Raw genomic sequence first — 18,917 nt, 5'->3', positions numbered from 1 at the left:
TTCAGGAGCATGAACTGATCCCTTGGGAGTGCGGGCGAGAAGGGAACTCGCGGTGCCACCGCACTTTCGCCGCCGCCGCTGCGGACGGGGTCCGTGGAGGCGGCGGCCTCGTTCTGGCCCGGTGACGGGGGCCGGCCGGCGGGGCATTGGGCCGGTCGGATCCGACGCGGCCGTTCCTCCCCGCGCTCGGGAGGGTCTTCGGCACGGGGGCGTGGGGCCGCCTTCACAGCTACCGGCGGCTCTCTGACCCGCGGGGTCCCCGGCTTACTCGTCTCCGTCGACGCGTTGCCACGATGGTAGCGGGCGTCGGCGACCCCGGTCGACCGGGTTACGGGCGGACGCGGCGCAGGCGTGCGTACAGGGCCGTGCCCGCGGCGGCCCAGAACAGCGCCGCCGCGGCCACGGCGGGCAGGGCCGCGTCGAGCGTGCCCGCGTTGGCGGCGCGCATCCAGGGCATGATCGGCACCGCGAAGGGGCCGGCGGGGGTGAGGCTGACCAGCAGCAGGGTCACGTAACCGCCGAACAGCGCCAGCATGGCGGCGGCGGGAGAGGGCAGGATCGGCCTGCTGGCGAGAGCACCCAGCGCGGTTCCGACGCTCAGGGCGAGCACGTGCAGCGTGGCGCCGCGGGCCAGGTCGCCGCCGGTCGGCATGGCGGCGAAGCCGTGCAGCAGCGGCATGACGACGGCGAACGCCGCCAGGCCGAGGTTGACGGTGAACGCGGCGAGCAGCCCGGCCCCGATCTCCCGGCCGGGCCGTCCGGCGGCCGTCATCGAGATCAGCCGTTGCGTCGGCGGCTCGGTGTCGAGCGTCCCGCGGGCGGCCCAGGCGAAGACGAGGATGAGCAGCCCGGCCGAGTCGGCGTAGGAGGGCAGTTCCTTGCCGGGCGGGACCAGCGTCGAGTAGAAGATCATCAGCATCGCGAGGAGCGCGATCACCGGCTGGAACAGCCGGTGGGATCTGGCGTAGGCGGCCAGCTTGAACCGCAGGAGATGGATCACGATGACCGCCTGGTGAGGTAGCCGTCGGCGCGGAGCTTCTGTTCCACCTCGTCGGCGTCGTCGGCGTCGACGATCACTTCGATGATCGTTTGCCGTGGCGCGCCACCGGGGGAGGCGTCCTCGCGGGGGGAGGGGAGACGCGCGCCGGGAGTGACCGTTCCGTCGTCGACGAGCCAGTGCTCCGCGCCGGGCAGGTCGCGGAGCTGGTTCTGGTGGTCACTGACCACGACCGTGCCGCCGGCCGAGGCGATCTCGTCGATGATGGCGGGGAGTGCGGTGCGGGTCTGCTCGTCGAGTCCGGCGAAGGGCTCGTCGAGGATCAGCAGCCCCGGCGGGACGAGCAGCGCCTGGATGAGCCCGATCTTCTGCGCGCTGCCCTTGGACAGGTCGCCCAGCGGTTTGTCGAGCAGGTGGGTCGCGCCGAGCCGCGCGGCCAGCTCCCCGATGACGGCGGGGGAAGCGCTGCGGATCCTGGACATGTGGGCCAGGTACGCGGTGACGGTGAACGGCTGGTCGACGGGGAAGACGTCGGGGGCGTAGCCCACGGCCGCGGGACGGTCGGCGATCGTGCCCCGGGTCGGGGGGACGATGCCCGCCAGCAGGCGCAGCAGGGTCGACTTGCCTGCCCCGTTGCGACCGGTGACCTCGACGACGGAACCGGGTTCGAGGGTGAGGCCGAGGTCTTGCAGGATCCAGGGGTCTCGGCGGGAGTACCGAAACGACACGGTGCGAAGTCGCATGATCCGGCCACCTTATCGCGGTACTCGCTTTTGATCGTTATGTCCTTTAAGAATGGAGGCGACCGGACGAGAGGTGAAAGGACGCGGGGTTGGACCGCTTTCCACGGGTTCTCGCGGTACGTGTGGGATATGACCCGGATCAGGTGGACAGCCTGATCCGCCGGATCGAGGGGACCCTCGGCCGGGGTTCCCCGGAGGGGGAGCCGGTCACCGCGGACGAGATCCGCGAGGCCCGGTTCCGCACGAGGCTGGGTGGCTACCACGAGATCGCGGTCGACTTCGCGCTGGAGGCGTTCATCGTGGCGATCGAGGCCCGGACCGCCGGGACGATCGTCGTGCCGGAGCCGCCGGAGCCGAAGAAGCCGCCTGAGGTGAGGAAGCCGCCGGGGCCGTCGGAGCCATCAGAGGCGTCTGAACCGCCGGAGTCGGAGAAGCCGCAGGAGTCGCCCGGGACACAGTCGGGGGTGCCGCAATTACCTGAGCCCCCGGAACCGGAGAGACCTGAGCCCTCGGAGCTGGAGGAACACGCCGTCCGCGTCGAGCGGGCGGCCTTCCGGCCGGGCAGGCTGGGCATGGGCTACGACGAGGACGAGGTCGACGCCTTCCTCGACCGGATCGTGGCCACCCTGCGGGGTACCGCCGACGTCCCCCTCACCGCGGCCGACGTGCGTCGGGCGAGGTTCGCCACCGTGCTTCTGAAGCCGGGCTACGCGGTCAACGAGGTCGACGACCTGCTCGCCGGCCTCGCGGGTGTGCTGGAGACCCATCTCGGCCGGTGAGGCCCGGTGGCGCGCCGCCGCGGACGGTGTCTCCTGGTCACCGGTGTCTCCCGGTCACCGGCGTCCTGGACGGTCGCCACGAGGCCCGGTGGCCGTATCCCTCTGGTGTCCCTCCGGTCTCCCTCCGGTGTCCCACCAGGGTTACGGAAGGCCGGCCCCGGAAGGGCCGCGAGGCCCGGAAACCCAGAGAGAAGGCCGGCCCTGAGGGAAGGTCAGCGGGTGCCCCAGGAGTAGGTCTGCTTGTGCAGCTTCAGGTAGACGAACGTCTCGGTGGCACGAACGGTGGGGATGGCGCGGATCTTGCCGAGGATCTCCAGCAGGTGGTGGTCGCTCTCGCAGACGACCTCGACCATGATGTCGAGGGACCCGGCGGTCAGCACCACATAGTCGATCTCCGCGATGGCCGACAGCTCGTCGGCGACCGTCTCCAGGTCGCCCTCGCACTTGATGCCGATCATGGCCTGACGGGGGAAGCCCAGGGTCAGCGGGTCGGTCACCGCGACGATCTGCATCACGCCCGCGTCGATCAGGCGTTGCACTCGCTGCCGGACGGCCGCCTCGGACAGGCCCACCGCCTTGCCGATGGCGGCGTACGGCTTACGCCCGTCCGCCTGCAGTTGCTCGATGATCTGCTTGGAGAGCTCGTCGAGCACGACGGGGCCTGGCCTTCCGTCGTTTTCACGGCGTACCTTGGGCGGCGTCGTCATCCGCGCTCCCTGGCGTCATGTTGCGGGGCTGTTGCCGCCATGTTGCGGCTCCGATGCGACATGCTGTCAGCAATCGGCCTTCTGTCAAGCGATTTCGTAGCAATTTGGTATCTTAACAACGAAATCCCTTGTCGTAGGGCGTTTACTCTGTAAGAGTCGCGAAGACTCAACCCCGATCCATAGGAGGTCGACGGTGACCACCCCGGTTGAGAACCCTGAACTCACCACCCTGCGAAACTACGTCAACGGCGAGCTCGTAGAGGCCAAGAGCGGTAGGTTCTCGGACATCATCGACCCCTGCACCGGAGAGGCCTACATCAAGGCTCCGATCTCCGGCCAGGAGGACGTCGACGCGGCCTACGCCGCCGCCGCCGCGGCTTTCGAGTCGTGGAGCCGGACCACGCCGGGCGAGCGCGCCAACCTGCTGCTGAAGGTCGCCGACGCGATCGAGGCCAGGGCGGAGGAGCTGAACGAGGCCGAGTGCCGCAACACCGGCAAGCCGCGCGCACGCATGGCCGAGGACGAGACCCCGGTCGCCGCCGACCACTTCCGCTTCTTCGCGGGCGCCGCGCGCACGCTGGAGGGGCCCACGTCGGGTGAGTTCCTGGCCGACCACACCTCCGTCATCAGGCACGAGCCGATCGGCGTCGTCGGTCAGGTGACCCCGTGGAACTACCCGATGATGATGGCGGTCTGGAAGATCGCCCCGGCGCTGGCCGCGGGGAACACCGTGGTGCTCAAGCCCTCCGACACCACCCCGGTCTCCACGGTCAAGCTGGCCGAGATCATGGGTGAGGTCCTGCCGAAGGGCGTCTTCAACGTCGTCGTCGGCGACCGCGAGACCGGTGCCCTGGTCGTCGGCCACCCGACCGCGCAGATGGTCGCCATCACCGGTTCAGTCGGCGCGGGCATGGCCGTGGCGAGGAGCGCCGCCGACGACCTCAAGCGGGTCCACCTGGAGCTGGGCGGCAAGGCCCCTGTCATCGTGTTCGACGACGTCAAGGACCTCAAGGCCGCCGCGGAGTCCATCGCCACCGCGGGCCTGTACAACGCCGGCCAGGACTGCACCGCGGCCTGCCGCGTGCTGGTCCACGAGGACGTCCACGACGAGTTCGTGGCCGCGCTCACCGAGGCCGCCGCCGCGACCGTCACCGGTGACCTCGACACCGAGGACGCCCTGTACGGCCCGCTCAACAACGCCGGCCAGCTGGCCCGCGTCTCGGAGTTCTTCGAGCGGGTCCCCGGTCACGCCAAGGTCCTGACCGGCGGCCAGCGGGTCGGTGACAAGGGCTACTTCTTCGCCCCCACCGTCGTCGACGGCCTCCAGCAGGACGACGAGATGGTGCAGAACGAGATCTTCGGCCCGGTCATCACCGTGCAGACCTTCTCCGACGAGGCCGACGCGGTGGCCAAGGCCAACGGTGTCCGGTACGGCCTGTCCGGGTCGGTGTGGACCTCCGACCACGGCCGGGCGATGCGGGTGTCCAACCGGCTCGACTTCGGTGTGGTGTGGGTGAACACCCACATCCCCTTCGTCTCGGAGATGCCGCACGGCGGCTTCAAGCACTCCGGGTACGGCAAGGACCTGTCCGTTTTCGGCTTGCACGACTACCTCCGCGTCAAGCACGTCATGCACTACATCGGCGAATAGCCGCGAACAGAGGGATAAGCCTGGGATGACCGATATTCAGGTGAGCGAGGTGGCGGCGGTCGCCGCCTCCGGCTCGCCCAACGTGCCCGCGATCGAACTTGACGGAGTCGTCAAGGAGTACCTCTCTCACGGTGAGGTCGTCCAGGCGGTCAAGGGAGTGACCCTGACGATCGCCGAGGGGGAGTTCTTCTCCCTCCTCGGCCCCTCCGGGTGCGGCAAGACCACGACCATGCGGATGATCGCCGGGTTCGAGGACCCGTCGCGGGGCAGCGTGCGGCTGCACGGCCAGGACGTCACGAACGTCCCCCCGAACAAGCGCGACGTCAACATGGTGTTCCAGTCGTACGCGCTGTTCCCCCACATGAGCGTCTGGGAGAACGTCGCCTTCGGCCTGCGGCGCAAGCAGGTCCCCGCCGCCGAGATCAAGCGCCGCGTCGGCGAGATGCTGGAGATCGTCGACCTCACCGGGCGGGAGAAGCGCAGACCCCGGGAGATGTCCGGCGGCCAGCAGCAGCGCGTGGCGCTGGCCCGGGCCCTGGTCAACCGGCCCCGGGCCCTGCTGCTCGACGAGCCGCTCGGTGCCCTGGACCTCAAGCTCCGCCAGGCCATGCAGATCGAGCTCAAGCGCATCCAGCGCGAGGTCGGCATCACCTTCGTCTACGTCACCCACGACCAGAGCGAGGCGCTCACCATGAGCGACCGCATCGCCGTCATGAACGACGGCCTGGTCGAGCAGCTCGCCCCGCCCCGGGAGATCTACGAGCGTCCGGCGACCACGTTCGTGGCGGGCTTCATCGGCACCTCCAACCTGCTCAACGGGACGATCGACAGCGTCGCCTCCGGACGCGCGCTGTTCAAGCTGGGGGAGGGCGACCACGTCCTCGTCGCGGGCGACTCCCACCGGGCCGGCGACCCGATCGCGGTCACGGTGCGACCCGAGAAGATCACGATCTCCACGGAGGAACCGGCCGGGGACGTCAGCGTCGTGCGCGGCACCGTCTCGGAGGTCGTCTACCTCGGCCTTTACAACAGCTACGCGGTCCGCCTGGCCGACGGAGCCGAGGTGACCGTGTTCCAGCAGAACGCGCTCGACAGCTCCACCACGGCGGAGCGCGGCGACACCGTGTGGCTGTCGTGGCAGCCGCAGCACTCGTACGCGATCGGAAGTTGAGTCCCGCTATGCACTACCGCACGAACCCCGCCCTCCTGCGTGGCATGACGCAGAGCCGCTCCGTCACCCGTCGTGACGCCCTGCGCCTGGCGGGACTGTCGGCCGCCGGGCTGGCCCTGTCCGCCTGCGGCGTCCAGGGCCAGAAGGTCGCCCCGCCGAAGCAGGACGCCGTCGCCGCGTACTGGGCGTCCAAGAAGAAGAACGGCACGCTCCGTTTCGCCAACTGGCCGCTGTACATCGACAAGGACGGCAAGAGGTACCCGTCGCTGGAGATGTTCACCGCCGACACCGGCATCCAGGTGAGCTACCAGGAGGCCATCCAGGACAACGGCACGTTCTTCGGCAAGGCCCAGCCGCTGCTCGCCGCGAACAACGACATCGGCTACGACCTGATGGTCATGACGAACGGCCTGCACCTCGGCAAGGCCATCGACCTGGGCTACCTCGTCCCGCTCGACCACTCCAAGCTGCCGAACTTCGCCGCCAACGCCGCGCCGAAGGTCAAGAACCCGACCTGGGACCCGAACAACACCTACACGATCCCCTGGACGATCGGCCTGACCGGCATCGCCTACAACCCCAAGTACGTCGATGAGGTCAAGAGCATGCAGGACCTCTGGAACCCGAAGTACAAGGGCAAGGTCGGCATGATGCTCGACGCCCAGGAGATCGGGAACTTCGGCATGTTCGCCCTGGGCATCGACCCCGACAAGTCGACCGAGGCCGACTGGAAGAAGGCCGGGGAGAAGCTCCAGCAGCAGCGCGACGCCGGGCTGGTGCGCAAGTACTACGAGAACGACTACGTCGACGCGCTCGCCCGGGGCGACATCTGGATCACCATGGCCTGGTCGGGTGACATCTTCCAGCAGGTGGCCGAGGGCAAGGACCTGCGGTTCGTGGTGCCTGAGGAAGGCGCCACGATCTGGACCGACAACATGTGCATCCCCAAGACCGCGCAGAACCCGGTGGACGCGCTGACGCTGATGGACTACGTCTACCAGCCGAAGATCGCCACCATGCTGGTGGAGTACATCAACTACATCACCCCGGTGCCCGCCACCAAGGACCTGGTCCTCGCCGACGCCGCCAAGGCGAGCGGCGACGACAAGAAGGCGCTGGAGCAGATCGCCAACAGCCCGATGATCTACCCCTCCGAGTCCGACATGGCCAAGCTGCGGTCGTACAAGGCGCTGAACGCGGCGGAGGAGAAGGTCTTCAAGGGCATCTTCCAGCCGATCACGCAGGGCTAGCCGATGACCGAGCGAATCGACCGGGAGGGGTGAGCCACCCGTGAAACGCCTCACCCCCTACCTGCTCATCCTGCCGGGCGGCCTGTGGCTGGCGATCTTCCTGGTGGTGCCGATGGTCTTCATGGCCTCGGTCTCCACCCAGGAGGGCGACACGGTCAACGGGTTCGTCCAGACGTTCAACTTCTCGATCTTCGGCGACGTCCTGACCCAGTACCAGACGCAGTTCCTGCGTTCGGTCGGGTACGGCCTGGCCGGGACGGCCATCGCCATCGCACTGGCCTATCCGGTGGCCTACTGGATCGCCTTCAAGGGCGGCCGGCGCAAGTCCACCTACCTGCTGCTGGTGCTGCTGCCGTTCTTCGTGTCGTTCGTGCTGCGCACCGTGTCGTGGAAGTTCCTGCTGGCCGACGACGGCATGGTGCTGGGGCCGCTGAAGTCGGCGGGCCTGCTGCCCGCCGACTTCCACGTGCTGCAGACCACGGTGGCGGTGATCGGCGGCCTGGTCTACAACTACCTGCCGTTCATGATCCTGCCGATCTACGTGGCGCTGGAGCGGGTCGACCCCCGCGTGATCGAGGCCGCCCAGGACCTGTACGCGTCCAGGCGCGGGGCGTTCACCAAGGTGGTGCTGCCGCTCTCGCTGCCCGGTGTCTTCGCCGGGGTGCTGATGACCTTCGTCCCGATGACCTCGGACTACGTCAACGCCAGCCTCCTGGGTGGTCCGGCGAACACGATGATCGGCAACATCATCCAGACCGCGTACCTGCAGAACAACGACTACCCGACCGCCGCCGCGCTGTCGTTCATGCTGATGGCCGCGATGCTGATCGGCATCTTCGCCTACGCCCGGGCGCTCGGTACCGAGAACGTGCTGGAGGCGGCGGCCCGATGAGCGCTCCCACCGTCTCCGCGCCGCAGACGACGGCGCGGCCCGCGAGCCGGCGCCGGCTCGGCGACCGGCTGCTCTGGATCTACGTCTGGCTGATCCTCGCCTGGCTGTTCCTGCCGATCGCCGTCATGATCGTGTTCGGCTTCAACGACACTCAGAGCAAGTCGAACGTGACCTGGCAGGGCTTCACCCTCAAGTGGTGGGGCCGGCTGGACGAGCACCCCCAGCTGACCGAGGCCGTGATCAACTCCCTGCAGGTCGCCGTGGTCTCCACACTGATCGTGACGGTGATCGGCACGCTCCTGGGCCTGGCCCTGGGCCGCTACAAGTTCCGCGGGCAGGGAGCCACCAACCTGGTGCTCTTCGCCGCGATCGCCTCGCCCGAGCTGGTCATGGGCGCCTCGCTGCTCTCGCTGTTCATCAGCGTCGCCGTGCAGACGGGTTTCGTGACCGTGGTCATCGCGCACGTGCTGTTCTCGCTGTCGTTCGTGGCGATCACCGTGCGGGCCCGGGTGGTCGGGCTCGACCCGTCGATCGAGGAGGCCGCCCGCGACCTGGGCGCCTCCACCTGGGTGACGTTCTGGCGGGTCACCTTCCCGATGATCCTGCCCGGCGTCGTCTCCGGTGCCCTGCTGGCCTTCGCGCTGTCCATCGACGACTTCGTGATCACCGAGTTCACCAGCGGCGCCGTCCACACGTTCCCGCTGTGGATCATGGGTGCCACCAGGAACGGGGTGCCGCCTCAGGTCAACATCATCGGAACCCTTATATTCGCGGTAGGCGTCGCGATCGCGGTCTTCAACGCGGTCAGCTCGCGCCGCCGCACCTAGCTGCCGTCAAGCCCCGTGCCGCCACCGGGCGGCACGGGGCTTCGGTGTACCCGGATCCCCGGCAGAGAACAGGGAGGCGAGATCGGATCCAGGCGGGGGGAACCCGCGCGTGGTCGTCACGACCACGCGATACACACCAAAAAACAGAACACCTGACTCACGTAGGGAAGTGAGATTTGTGGATCCGCTGAAGGCTCTTGCTGACGCGGAGCGCAAGCCGTACTGGCTCGACAGTCCGGCGAAACCCGAGCCGCTCGCGCGGCTCTTCGGCACCACGACCGCCGACCTCGCGGTGGTCGGCGGTGGCTTCTCGGGGCTGTGGACCGCCCTGATGGCCAAGGAGCGAGACCCCTCGCTCGACGTCGTCCTGGTCGAGGGACGGCAGATCGGCTGGGCCGCGTCCGGCCGCAACGGCGGCTTCGCGATGGCCTCGCTCACCCACGGCATGGCCAACGCGCTGGAGCGCTGGCCGGACGAGGTCGCGACCCTCGAACGCCTCGGCGTCGAGAACCTCGACGAGATCGGCGAGACCGTCGCCAGGTACGACATCGACTGCGGATACGAGCGCACCGGCGAGCTGCGCGTGGCCACCGAGCCGTGGCAGCTCGCGGAGATGAACGAGAGCCTGGAGATCGCCCGCGAGCTGGGCGTCCGCATCGACGTGCTCGACCGCGACCAGGTCCGGGCGGAGGTGAACTCGCCCACCTACGTCGGCGGACACTGGGACCGCGACGGCTGCGCCATGATCGATCCCGCCCGGCTGGCCTGGGGGCTCCGGCAGGCCTGCCTCTCCCTGGGCGTGCGCATCTACGAGCGCACGCCGGTCCGCACCATGAAGGACACCGGGACGACCCTCGACCTGCTCACCCCGCATGGAACCGTGCGGGCCGGGCGGGTCGCCCTCGGCACCGGCGTCTTCCAGCCGCTGCTGCGGCGGCTGAAGCACTTCCTCGTGCCGGTCTACGACTACGCGCTGATGACCGAGCCACTGTCGGCCGAGCAGCTGGCCGCCGTGGGCTGGCGCAACCGGCAGGGCGTCGGCGACTCGGCCAACCAGTTCCACTACTACCGGCTGACCGCCGACAACCGCATCCTCTGGGGCGGCTACGACGCGGTCTACTACAACGGCGGCAAGGTCAAGCCCGAGTACGACCAGCGCGACGAGACCTTCGTCAAGCTGGCCGAGCACTTCACGGCGACGTTCCCCCAGCTCTCCGGGCTGCGTTTCACCCACAGGTGGGGCGGCGTCATCGACACCTGCAGCCGCTTCAGCGCCTTCTTCGGCCACTCCCACGGCGGGCGTGTCGCCTACGCCGCGGGCTACACCGGCCTGGGCGTCGGCGCGACCCGCTTCGGGGCCAACGTCATGCTCGACCTGCTCGGCGGGGAACCGACCGAGCGGACCGAGCTGCGGATGGTCAAGGAGAAGCCGCTGCCCTTCCCGCCCGAGCCGGTCCGTTCGGCCGGGATCCAGATGACCCGCTGGTCGATCGCCCAGGCCGACCTCCACCAGGGCCGCCGCAACCTCTGGCTGCGCACCCTGGACCGGATGGGCCTGGGGTTCGACTCCTAGGCGGTTCCCGCTCTCCCGCCCCGCCGCGTGCGGCCGGGCGGGAGAGCGGGTCCGGCCGCGTGCGGTGTGCCTGCGATCCTCCCCGGCGTGTTCCCGGCCGGCCGCGCGCGCGGTGTGCTCCCGGTCTTCCGCGGCGGGTGCCTTCCGCGGTGCCGCGCGGGCCGTACACACTGGGGATCATGTCTGAGAAGGTGGAGTTCACCGCCGACGGGATCACCCTCGTCGGCGACCTGCGGATCCCGGCCTCGCCGGGGCCGCACCCGGCGCTCGTCCTCACCGGGCCGTTCACCGGCACCCGTGACCAGGTCACCGGTCGGTACGCCGCCCTGCTGACCGGTTCGGGATACGTGACGCTGGCCTTCGACCATCGCAACTGGGGTGAGTCGGGCGGCGAGCCGCGCAACCACGAGGACCCGCAGGGCAAGCTGAACGACCTGCGGGCCGCCGTCTCGCTGCTGCGCTCGCGTCCCGAGGTGGACGGCGATCGGATCGGCGCGGTCGGCATCGGCCTCGGCGGAGGGTACGCGCTCAAGTTCGCCGCGTTCGACCCGAGGGTCAGGGCGTTCGCGGGTGTCGCCGGGTCCTACAACAACCCCTACGACACGCGCGCCGGGATGTCACCCGACGGGTACCGGGACGCGCTCGTCTCCCTCACCGCGGCGCTGGAGCGCCAGGACCGGGGCGGGCCGGTCGAATACCTGCCCGCGGTGGCCGAGGAGGGCGAGGCGGCCATGCCGGGTGATGAGCCGTTCGCCTACTACGGCACCTCCCGGGGGGCCTCGGCGCTGTGGCGCAACGAGGTGACCCGCGCCTCGATCCGTGAGCTGCTCACCGTGGACACCATGACCGGCGCCGACTTCCTGTCGCCCAAGCCCGGTCTGATCGTGCACGGCGTCGTCGACCGCCTCTGCTCGCCCGAGGGTGCGGAGCTGGCCTACCGCCGGATGGACGAGCCGAAGAGGCTCCTCTGGCTGGACACCCGGCGCCACATCGACCTCTACGACACCGAGCCGCACGTCACCCGGGCGGTCGAGGCCGTCGCGGCGTTCCTCGGCGGGCATCTCTGAACCGCCCTCCCGATCCGGGAGCCCGATCCGGGAGCCCGGCGGCCGGCGGGGACGCCGTGCCTTCGGGGTGCCGCCGTGCCCTCCTGACGACGCCACGCTTTCGGGGTGCCGTGGTGTCTTTGGGATGACGCGGGGCGTGCCGCGCCACATGCCGGAGACCGAGCCGGTACATCGATCGGTGTAGGGCGATGATGGGCCCGCGTGAGGATGCCGCCCGCACGGCCGGACGAGATCGTTGATCTGTGACAACTCGCCGCATCAACGTGCTCGACGTGCTCAGGGGGGTCGCCATCATGGGCACCCTGGGCACGAACATCTGGATCTTCACCGATCCCGGCGGTCCGGCCGACGCGATGAGCGCACTCGGGCAGCCGGGGGTGCTGGAGACCTTCGTCCGTTCCCTCACCAACGGCAAGTTCCTGGCGCTGCTCACCCTGCTGTTCGGCGTCGGGCTGGAGCTGCAGTACCGCTCGGCCGCGCGCCGGGGCACGCCGTGGCCGGGCTGGTACCTGTGGCGGGCCGGGCTGCTCTTCGTCGAGGGCCTGATCCACTACCTGCTGATCTTCGAGTTCGACGTGCTCATGGGGTACGCGGTCACCTCGGTCGTCGTGGTGTACCTGATCGGTCGCAGCGACCGGGCGGTCAGGATCTGGATGGTCTCCGTCGGAGCGGCCTTCACCGGGGTGATCGCTCTGTTCACCGCCGCACTGGTCGCCGGCCAGGGCGGCCCGGTCGATCCGCAGGCGCCGTCCACCCTCTTCTCCGACGGCTCCTACCCGGAGCAGGTCGCCGCCCGGATCGAACTGTTCGGCTTCTACCGGCTGGAGGCGGTCCTCATCGTCCCGCTGGGCATCGTGCTGTTCCTGCTGGGCTCGCGGCTGATGCGGGCCGGGGTCTTCGAGGACTCGGAGGCAGGTGCCGCGCTCCGCCGCCGACTCATGGTCGCCGGGTTCGCCGTGGGCCTGCCGCTGAACCTGCTGACCGCCTTCGCCGGCCCCGGATGGTTCCTGGTCGACCGCTACCTGCTGCCGCCGCTGGTGGCGCTGGGCCTGCTCGGCCTCGTCGCGACCGTCACGCAGCGGCTGACCGGTGCTCCGGGGCCGCTCAGGCGGGGTCTGACCAATGTCGGCCGTACCGCGCTGAGCTGCTACGTCTTCCAGAACCTGGTCGCCTCGGTGCTCTGCTACGGGTGGGGGCTGGGGCTGGCCGCCAGGTTCGACGGATTGCGTCCATGGTGGGTTGTCGCGGCGTGGGCGGGTATATGCGTCCTGTTCATGGCGCTGTCCACCCTGTGGCTGCGGCGTTTCGAACGCGGGCCGATCGAGGCCGCCTGGCAGTGGGCGTACCAGGCGCCGCAGCAGACCGCCGAAAAGATGATAAAATAGTGAAAATTTCGCTGACAGTTAGGGACGGGTTTGTCGAGGAGGGCCACCGGGGCGGTCGCCGTCCTGCTACTGGCCCTGTTCACCGTCGTCTACGCCCCGCTGTCGGCGTCCGCGGACCGCACCGTCGCCCCCGATGCCGCGATCATGCTGGCCAGCGGCGTCGGGCTCTCCCCGGTGACCCCGCACCCGGCGACCTGCGACCTGTTCCCGCCGGGCCCCGGCCTCGCGCCGCCGGGCCGTCCGGGGCCGCTCGCACCCCCGCCGTCCCGGCCCTTCCCGGCGGCCCCCGCGCTCCTCGATGACAGCAGCCCCCGAGCACCTCCGTCAAGTGATCTTTAGCCAGACGACATCCGGAACCACTTGACGGAGGTTTTTCCATGTTTCACGAATGTTTCTTCGGCATGCCCGGAACCGGTCCCGGAGGAAGGGGACGGCATGGCACTGGGTGACGCCCTCGTCGCGCTCGGCGGCTCGTTCCTGGCCGCCGGGATCATCGCCAGGCTCGGCACCCGCGTCGGGCTGCCGACCATCCCGCTGTTCATGCTCGCGGGCATCATCTTCGGGCCGCACACGCCGGGTCTCGCCCTCGTGGAGAACCCGGCGGACCTGAAGGTCATCGCCGCGCTCGGCCTGATCTTCCTGCTGTTCTACCTCGGCCTGGAGTTCTCCCTGGACGACCTCGTCGAGGGCGGCAGGCGGATGGTGCTGGCGGGGGTCCTGTACATCCTGCTCAACGTGGGCGGTGGCCTGGCGTTCGGGTTCGCCGTCGGCTGGGGGACCAGGGAGGCGCTGGTACTGGCCGGTGTGATCGGCATCTCCTCCTCGGCGATCGTGACGAAGCTCCTGGTCGACCTGGGGCGCCTCGGCAACCCGGAGAGCCGCCTCATCCTGGGGATCATCGTCGTCGAGGACGTCTTCCTCGCGCTCTACCTGGCGGTGCTCCAGCCGGTCCTCAACGGCGCCGACAGCTTCGGCGAGGCGGCCCTGTCCTTCGGCCGGGCGTTCGCCTTCCTGATCGCGCTGACGGCCCTGGCCCGCTGGGGCACCCGGCTGGTCGGCCTGCTGGTCGACACGCGTGACGAGGAACTGCTGGTGGTGACGTTCACCGGCCTGGCGATCCTCACCGCCGGGGTCGCCGAGGAGCTCGGCGTCTCCGACGCCATCGGGGCCTTCATGATCGGCCTCATTCTGAGCTCCACCCGGGCCGCCCCGCGGATCCGCCAGCTCGTCCACCCGCTCAGGGACGCCTTCGCCGCGTTGTTCTTCTTCGCGTTCGGCCTGTCCATCGAGCCGGGCGACATGCTCTCGGTCGCCTGGCCGGTCGCGATCGCGGTGATGATCACCCTGCTGCTCAACGTCGTGGCCGGTGTGCTGGCCGCGAAACTCAACTCCTTCGGCAGGGCGGAGGCGGTCAACATCTCACTGACCGTGCTCTCACGCGGGGAGTTCGCCCTGGTCCTGGCGACCATGGCGCTGGCCGCCGGGCTCGACGGCAGGCTCGCCCCGTTCATCGCCGGGTACGTGCTGGTGCTCGCCCTGTTCGGCCCGCTGATCGCGAGCCGCTCGGAGCCGATCGCCCGTGCCCTCTCCGGCCGCACCGCCGAGGCGCGAAAGCGGGGGGAGGACACGGACACGGACACCGACGCGGCCGAGGCGGGCCCGGTGAGCCGGGCGACCGGCGGAAGCGGGCACGGACGTCCCGGCGCCGGCCCGGAGGGGACGGGCGGGACGTCCTGACCCCCTTCCGGAGGCGCGGTCACGGACGTCCCGGCCGGTCCGGGCCGTCCGCCGCGGCGGGGCGGCCGATGATGGGGCGTAGGACGTCCAGTACCGCCGCGTCCTCGATGGTCGAGGGGACGGCCTCGTCGAGACCTTCGGCGAGGCCGCGCATCGTCTTGCGCAGGATCTTGCCCGACCGGGTCTTCGGCAACGCCGGCACCACGTCCACCCTCCTGAGCGCCGCCACCGCACCGACCTGGTCGCGTACCGCCTGGACGAGCTCGGCCCGCACGGTCTCGGGGTCGGCGGCCACCCCGCTCTTCAGCACCACGAAACCGCGCGGGACCTGCCCCTTGAGCTCGTCGGCGACCCCGATCACCGCGCACTCGGCCACCGCCGGGTGCGCGGCGAGCACCGCTTCCATGGACCCGGTGGACAACCGGTGCCCGGCCACGTTGATCACGTCGTCGGTGCGGCCCATCACGAAGAGGTAGCCGTCCTCGTCGAGGTAACCGCCGTCGCCGGTCAGGTAGTAGCCGGGGAAGGCCGACAGGTAGGAGCGCACGTACCGCTCGTCGTCCCGCCAGAGGGTCGGGAGCGTGCCGGGCGGCAGCGGCAGTCGCAGGCAGATCGCCCCTTCCTCACCCGGCGAGCACTCCTCACCCGAGGAACGCAGCACGCGCACGTCGTAGCCGGGGACGGGCACGGTGGGGGAGCCCGGTTTGACCGGCATGGGGGCGAGGCCGCGCAGGTTCGCGGCGACGGGCCAGCCGGTCTCGGTCTGCCACCAGTGGTCGATGACCGGGACGCCCAGCTTCTCCGCGGCCCAGTGGTAGGTGTCGGGGTCCAGGCGCTCCCCGGCGAGGAAGAGCGTCCGCAGCGACGAGATGTCGTGCGCGCGGAGCAGGGACGCCTCCGGATCCACCTTCCTGATCGCCCGCAGCGCGGTCGGCGCGGTGAACAGCGCGTTCACCCGGTGCTCGGCGACCACCCGCCAGAACGCACCCGCGTCGGGGGTGCCGACCGGCTTGCCCTCGTACAGCACGGTGGTGGCCCCGCACAGCAGCGGGCCGTACACGATGTAGGAGTGGCCGACCACCCAGCCGACGTCGGAGGCCGCCCAGAACACGTCGCCGGGTCCGACGTCGTAGACGTTCGCCATGCTCCACAGCAGCGCCACCGCGTGCCCGCCGTTGTCCCGTACGACGCCCTTGGGCCGGCCGGTGGTCCCGCTGGTGTAGAGGATGTAGAGCGGGTCGGTCGCCTTCACCGGCACGCATCCGACCGGCTCGGCCCCGGCCCGCGCGTCCGCCCAGTCGACGTCCCTGCCGGGCACGAGTTCGGCGCGGGCCTGCTCCCGCTGGAGGATCACGCAGTGCGCCGGGCGGTGCCCGGCCAGCTCCAGCGCCGCGTCCAGCATGGGCTTGTACGGCACGACGCGGGACGGCTCGATGCCGCAGGAGGCCGACACGACGACCCTGGGTCGCGCGTCGTCGATCCGCGCGGCCAGTTCCCTGGCCGCGAAACCGCCGAACACCACCGAGTGCACCGCCCCCAGCCGCGCGCACGCCAGCATGGCGATCACCGCCTCGGGGATCATCGGCAGGTAGATCACCACCCGGTCGCCCTGCTCCACGCCGAGCGAGCGCAGCACCCCGGCGAAGGCGGCGACCTCCTCGCGCAGCTCGGCGTAGGTGTAGCTCCTGCCGGTGCCCGTCACGGGGCTGTCGTAGACCAGCGCGGGCCGGTCGCCGTGACCCGCCTGCACGTGCCGGTCGAGCGCGTTGTGGCAGGTGTTCAGCTCCCCGTCGGGGAACCAGCGGTAGAAGGGCGGGGCTCCGGCGTCGAGCACCCGGTGGGGTGCCCTGGTCCAGGTGACCGCCTCGGCGGCCGGTTCCCAGAAGCCCTCGGGGTCGGTGATGCTGCGGGCGAAGGCGTCAGCGTACGACATCAGGCCATCATGCTCCTCGGTCAGACGCCCGGTCGAGACGCCTCCCCGGCCGGCTCCCCGGCCGGCTCGCCGGCCAGGTCGCGTGCCCACGGCGGGTTGGCCCCGGCCACCGAGCAGGTGAGCGCGGCGACCCGGGCGGCGAAGGTGGCCGCCTCGGCGGCCTCGGCCAGGCCGAGGGAGTCGAGCCGCCCGCCGAGCAGGCCGCGGGTCCGCAGCCGGTGCAGCAGTCCCGCGGTGAAGGAGTCTCCGGCGCCCACGGTGTCGACGACGTCCACGGGCGGCGCGGGCACCGTCGTCCGCTCCCCGTCGACGGAGACGAGCGCACCCAGCGGGCCGCGGGTCACCACGATCAGGCGGGTCCCGGCCGCGTGCCAGGCGTCGCAGACCTGCCCGACGGGCTCGCCGGGGTGGATCTGCTCCAGGTCGTCGTCGCTCAGCTTGACGATGTCGGCCAGCGCGCACCACCGGGGCATCCGCTCCCGGTAGACGGCCATGGCGACGAGACCGGCCCGCACGTTCGGGTCGATCGAGATCGTGGCGCGGGCCGCGGTCGCCGCCAGCAGTTCCTCGACGTTGTCCGCTCCCGGCGCGCGGACCAGCGCCAGGGAGCCGGTGTGCAGGCAGGAGACGTCGCCGACCCGCTCCGCGGTCAGCTCCGCCGGGCTCCACGCCCAGTCGGCGGCACCCTCGGCGTGGAAGGAGTAGCGGGCCCGGCCGGCGTCGTCCAGGGTGGCCACCGCCAGGGTGCTCGGCTCGGCGGCGGCGACGCAGCCGGTCAGGTCGACCCCGGAGGCGGCGAGGTGGGTGCGGAACAGGGCACCGAAGGAGTCGTCCGACAGGCGTCCCAGGAACCGGGTGGGCGTGCCGAGACGGGCCAGCGCCACCGCGGTGTTGGCGGGGCCGCCGCCGGGCAGGACCCGCAGGGCCAGCTCGCCCGGCGGGGCGTCCGGTGTCACGAAGGCGTCGGCGACGCACTCGCCGAGCACGGCGACCGGGGAAGAGGACATGGGCCCGCCTTTCCGAGAGGCATCACAGCAGGCGATCCGGCGACGTTGCCGACTTATTACAGGTATAGGGCATTGACGTTTCCTCCGGCGGAGTTCATCATCCATGGCAGCGGATGTCAACGTTGACATGTGTCAACGTTGACATCTTTGGCCCCCCCACGGAACAGGGAGTACTCATGTCTCGTAGCCTTCGCAGTGGCGCACTGGCGGCCGGTGTCGCCGTCGCCGTGATCACCCTGGCGGCCTGTGGCGGGGAGGACACCGCGTCGAGCGGCGGCGGAGGTGGTGGCACATCCGCCGTCAAGGTGGGGCTCATCACCAAGACCGAGACCAATCCCTTCTTCGTGAAGATGAAGGAGGGGGCGGCGTCCGCGGCCAAGGCCAACGGCGCGGAGCTGATGACCGCCGCGGGCAAGTTCGACGGCGACAACGCCGGCCAGATCACCGCGATCGAGAACATGGTCGCGGCCGGGGTCAAGGGCATCCTCATCACGCCGAGCGACTCCAAGGCGATCGTCCCGGCCCTGGAGAAGGCACGCTCAGCCGGGGTGATGGTGATCGCCCTGGACAGCCCGACCGAGCCGCAGAGCGCCACCGACGCGCTGTTCGCGACCGACAACTTCAAGGCCGGTGAACTCATCGGCCAGTACGCCAAGGCCGCGATGGCCGGCAAGCCCGCGAAGATCGCGACCCTGGACCTCGCACCCGGTGTCGCGGTCGGCAAGCTCCGGCACGACGGGTTCCTCAAGGGGTTCGGCATCGCCGAGGGCGACCCGGCCGTCGTCTGCTCCCAGGACACCCAGGGCGACCAGTCCAAGGGGCAGACCGCCATGGAGAACTGCCTGCAGAAGGCGCCCGACATCAACGTCGTCTACACGATCAACGAGCCCGCCGCGCTCGGCGCCCACACCGCGCTGAAGGCCAGGGGCCGTGACAAGGACGTGCTCGTCGTCTCCGTGGACGGCGGGTGCACCGGGGTCAAGGCCATGCGGAGCGGGCAGATCGCCGCGACCTCCCAGCAGTACCCGCTGAAGATGGCCGAGGACGGCGTCAAGGCCGTGGTCACCTACGCCAAGGGCGGGTCCAAGGCCTCCGGTTACACCGACACCGGGGTCACGTTGATCACCGACAAGCCGGTCACCGGGGTGGAGTCCAAGGACGTCGCCTTCGGCCTGCAGAACTGCTGGGGCTGAGCGCC

Annotated in this window: 17 protein-coding genes; 12 read left to right on the top strand and 5 right to left on the bottom strand. The window is 70.2% G+C overall.

What is annotated here, in order from left to right:
* Nucleotides 1–328 precede the first annotated feature (328 nt).
* Together F4562_RS10035 and F4562_RS10030 are read right to left on the bottom strand one after the other, a co-directional pair.
* Nucleotides 329–1,000 carry a hypothetical protein gene (locus F4562_RS10035; RefSeq protein WP_184539325.1) on the bottom strand — a complete coding sequence of 224 codons (672 nt, stop codon included), beginning with the start codon at nucleotides 998–1,000 and terminating at the stop codon, nucleotides 329–331.
* Entirely contained in the window at nucleotides 997–1,740 is a 744-nt protein-coding gene (locus F4562_RS10030; protein ID WP_184539327.1) for an ABC transporter ATP-binding protein, read from the bottom strand. Before F4562_RS10030 ends, F4562_RS10035 begins: the two co-directional genes overlap by 4 nt.
* A 143-nt stretch (nucleotides 1,741–1,883) precedes the next feature.
* Here F4562_RS10030 and F4562_RS10025 point away from each other — a divergent pair, with 143 nt between their 5' ends.
* Complete coding sequence (locus F4562_RS10025; protein WP_184539329.1) at nucleotides 1,884–2,519, top strand: DivIVA domain-containing protein; 636 nt, start codon at nucleotides 1,884–1,886, stop codon at nucleotides 2,517–2,519.
* Between the two features lie 212 nt (nucleotides 2,520–2,731).
* Here the strand turns inward: F4562_RS10025 and F4562_RS10020 are convergent, their stop codons facing one another.
* Nucleotides 2,732–3,226 carry an Lrp/AsnC family transcriptional regulator gene (locus F4562_RS10020; RefSeq protein ID WP_184539331.1) on the bottom strand — a complete coding sequence of 165 codons (495 nt, stop codon included), beginning with the start codon at nucleotides 3,224–3,226 and terminating at the stop codon, nucleotides 2,732–2,734.
* A 193-nt stretch (nucleotides 3,227–3,419) separates the two neighbouring features.
* Between F4562_RS10020 and F4562_RS10015 the strand changes: the two genes are divergently transcribed.
* From F4562_RS10015 to F4562_RS09970, 10 genes are all read left to right on the top strand, one after another.
* Nucleotides 3,420–4,877 carry a gamma-aminobutyraldehyde dehydrogenase gene (locus tag F4562_RS10015; RefSeq protein ID WP_184539334.1) on the top strand — a complete coding sequence of 486 codons (1,458 nt, stop codon included), beginning with the start codon at nucleotides 3,420–3,422 and terminating at the stop codon, nucleotides 4,875–4,877.
* Between the two features lie 25 nt (nucleotides 4,878–4,902).
* Nucleotides 4,903–6,048, top strand: a complete 1,146-nt coding sequence (locus F4562_RS10010; RefSeq protein ID WP_184539336.1) for an ABC transporter ATP-binding protein — start codon at nucleotides 4,903–4,905, stop codon at nucleotides 6,046–6,048.
* An 8-nt stretch (nucleotides 6,049–6,056) separates the two neighbouring features.
* Entirely contained in the window at nucleotides 6,057–7,298 is a 1,242-nt protein-coding gene (locus F4562_RS10005; protein WP_184539338.1) for an ABC transporter substrate-binding protein, read from the top strand.
* Nucleotides 7,299–7,338: 40 nt separating this feature from the next.
* Nucleotides 7,339–8,190, top strand: a complete 852-nt coding sequence (locus F4562_RS10000) for an ABC transporter permease (RefSeq protein WP_184539340.1) — start codon at nucleotides 7,339–7,341, stop codon at nucleotides 8,188–8,190.
* Nucleotides 8,187–9,017: an ABC transporter permease gene (locus F4562_RS09995; RefSeq protein WP_184539342.1), complete on the top strand. Its 831-nt coding sequence runs from the start codon at nucleotides 8,187–8,189 to the stop codon at nucleotides 9,015–9,017. The genes F4562_RS10000 and F4562_RS09995 overlap by 4 nt, the downstream gene beginning before the upstream one ends.
* 178 nt (nucleotides 9,018–9,195) lie before the next feature.
* On the top strand, nucleotides 9,196–10,590 hold the full coding sequence (locus F4562_RS09990) for an NAD(P)/FAD-dependent oxidoreductase (protein WP_184539637.1): 1,395 nt from the start codon (nucleotides 9,196–9,198) through the stop codon (nucleotides 10,588–10,590).
* Between the two features lie 179 nt (nucleotides 10,591–10,769).
* A complete protein-coding gene (locus F4562_RS09985; protein ID WP_184539344.1) occupies nucleotides 10,770–11,657 on the top strand; it encodes an alpha/beta hydrolase in 888 nt (295 codons plus the stop codon).
* A 242-nt stretch (nucleotides 11,658–11,899) separates the two neighbouring features.
* Nucleotides 11,900–13,042, top strand: coding sequence for a DUF418 domain-containing protein (locus F4562_RS09980; RefSeq protein ID WP_311733863.1), 1,143 nt, complete (start codon nucleotides 11,900–11,902; stop codon nucleotides 13,040–13,042).
* A gap of 30 nt (nucleotides 13,043–13,072) precedes the next feature.
* Nucleotides 13,073–13,381: a hypothetical protein gene (locus tag F4562_RS09975; protein WP_184539346.1), complete on the top strand. Its 309-nt coding sequence runs from the start codon at nucleotides 13,073–13,075 to the stop codon at nucleotides 13,379–13,381.
* Nucleotides 13,382–13,477: 96 nt separating this feature from the next.
* Complete coding sequence (locus tag F4562_RS09970) at nucleotides 13,478–14,779, top strand: cation:proton antiporter (RefSeq protein WP_184539348.1); 1,302 nt, start codon at nucleotides 13,478–13,480, stop codon at nucleotides 14,777–14,779.
* A gap of 19 nt (nucleotides 14,780–14,798) precedes the next feature.
* On the opposite strand, the gene F4562_RS09965 is transcribed toward F4562_RS09970, so the two are convergent.
* Both F4562_RS09965 and F4562_RS09960 read right to left on the bottom strand, forming a co-directional pair.
* Nucleotides 14,799–16,712, bottom strand: a complete 1,914-nt coding sequence (locus tag F4562_RS09965) for a propionyl-CoA synthetase (RefSeq protein ID WP_184539350.1) — start codon at nucleotides 16,710–16,712, stop codon at nucleotides 14,799–14,801.
* A gap of 20 nt (nucleotides 16,713–16,732) precedes the next feature.
* Nucleotides 16,733–17,719 carry a carbohydrate kinase family protein gene (locus F4562_RS09960; RefSeq protein ID WP_184539352.1) on the bottom strand — a complete coding sequence of 329 codons (987 nt, stop codon included), beginning with the start codon at nucleotides 17,717–17,719 and terminating at the stop codon, nucleotides 16,733–16,735.
* Between the two features lie 176 nt (nucleotides 17,720–17,895).
* Between F4562_RS09960 and F4562_RS09955 the strand changes: the two genes are divergently transcribed.
* Nucleotides 17,896–18,912 (top strand): sugar ABC transporter substrate-binding protein, encoded by a 1,017-nt coding sequence (locus F4562_RS09955; RefSeq protein ID WP_184539354.1) that lies wholly within the window; start codon nucleotides 17,896–17,898, stop codon nucleotides 18,910–18,912.
* Nucleotides 18,913–18,917 lie beyond the last annotated feature (5 nt).

Origin of the sequence: Streptosporangium becharense, assembly GCF_014204985.1 — a bacterium.
Taxonomy (GTDB): Bacteria; Actinomycetota; Actinomycetes; order Streptosporangiales; family Streptosporangiaceae; genus Streptosporangium; species Streptosporangium becharense.
The sequence above is the reverse complement of the archived record's forward strand: the minus strand, read 5'-3'. Positions and strand labels throughout refer to the sequence as shown.

Bases quoted from the DNA above. Each gene is read 5' to 3' on its own strand.
- F4562_RS10030 (WP_184539327.1), bottom strand. From the start codon at position 1,740: ATGCGACTTCGCACCGTGTCGTTTCGGTACTCCCGCCGAGACCCCTGG.
- F4562_RS10020 (WP_184539331.1), bottom strand. From the start codon at position 3,226: ATGACGACGCCGCCCAAGGTACGCCGTGAAAACGACGGAAGGCCAGGC.
- F4562_RS10010 (WP_184539336.1), top strand. From the start codon at position 4,903: ATGACCGATATTCAGGTGAGCGAGGTGGCGGCGGTCGCCGCCTCCGGC.
- F4562_RS10005 (WP_184539338.1), top strand. From the start codon at position 6,057: ATGCACTACCGCACGAACCCCGCCCTCCTGCGTGGCATGACGCAGAGC.
- F4562_RS09995 (WP_184539342.1), top strand. From the start codon at position 8,187: ATGAGCGCTCCCACCGTCTCCGCGCCGCAGACGACGGCGCGGCCCGCG.
- F4562_RS09985 (WP_184539344.1), top strand. From the start codon at position 10,770: ATGTCTGAGAAGGTGGAGTTCACCGCCGACGGGATCACCCTCGTCGGC.
- F4562_RS09970 (WP_184539348.1), top strand. From the start codon at position 13,478: ATGGCACTGGGTGACGCCCTCGTCGCGCTCGGCGGCTCGTTCCTGGCC.
- F4562_RS09965 (WP_184539350.1), bottom strand. From the start codon at position 16,712: ATGTCGTACGCTGACGCCTTCGCCCGCAGCATCACCGACCCCGAGGGC.
- F4562_RS09960 (WP_184539352.1), bottom strand. From the start codon at position 17,719: ATGTCCTCTTCCCCGGTCGCCGTGCTCGGCGAGTGCGTCGCCGACGCC.
- F4562_RS09955 (WP_184539354.1), top strand. From the start codon at position 17,896: ATGTCTCGTAGCCTTCGCAGTGGCGCACTGGCGGCCGGTGTCGCCGTC.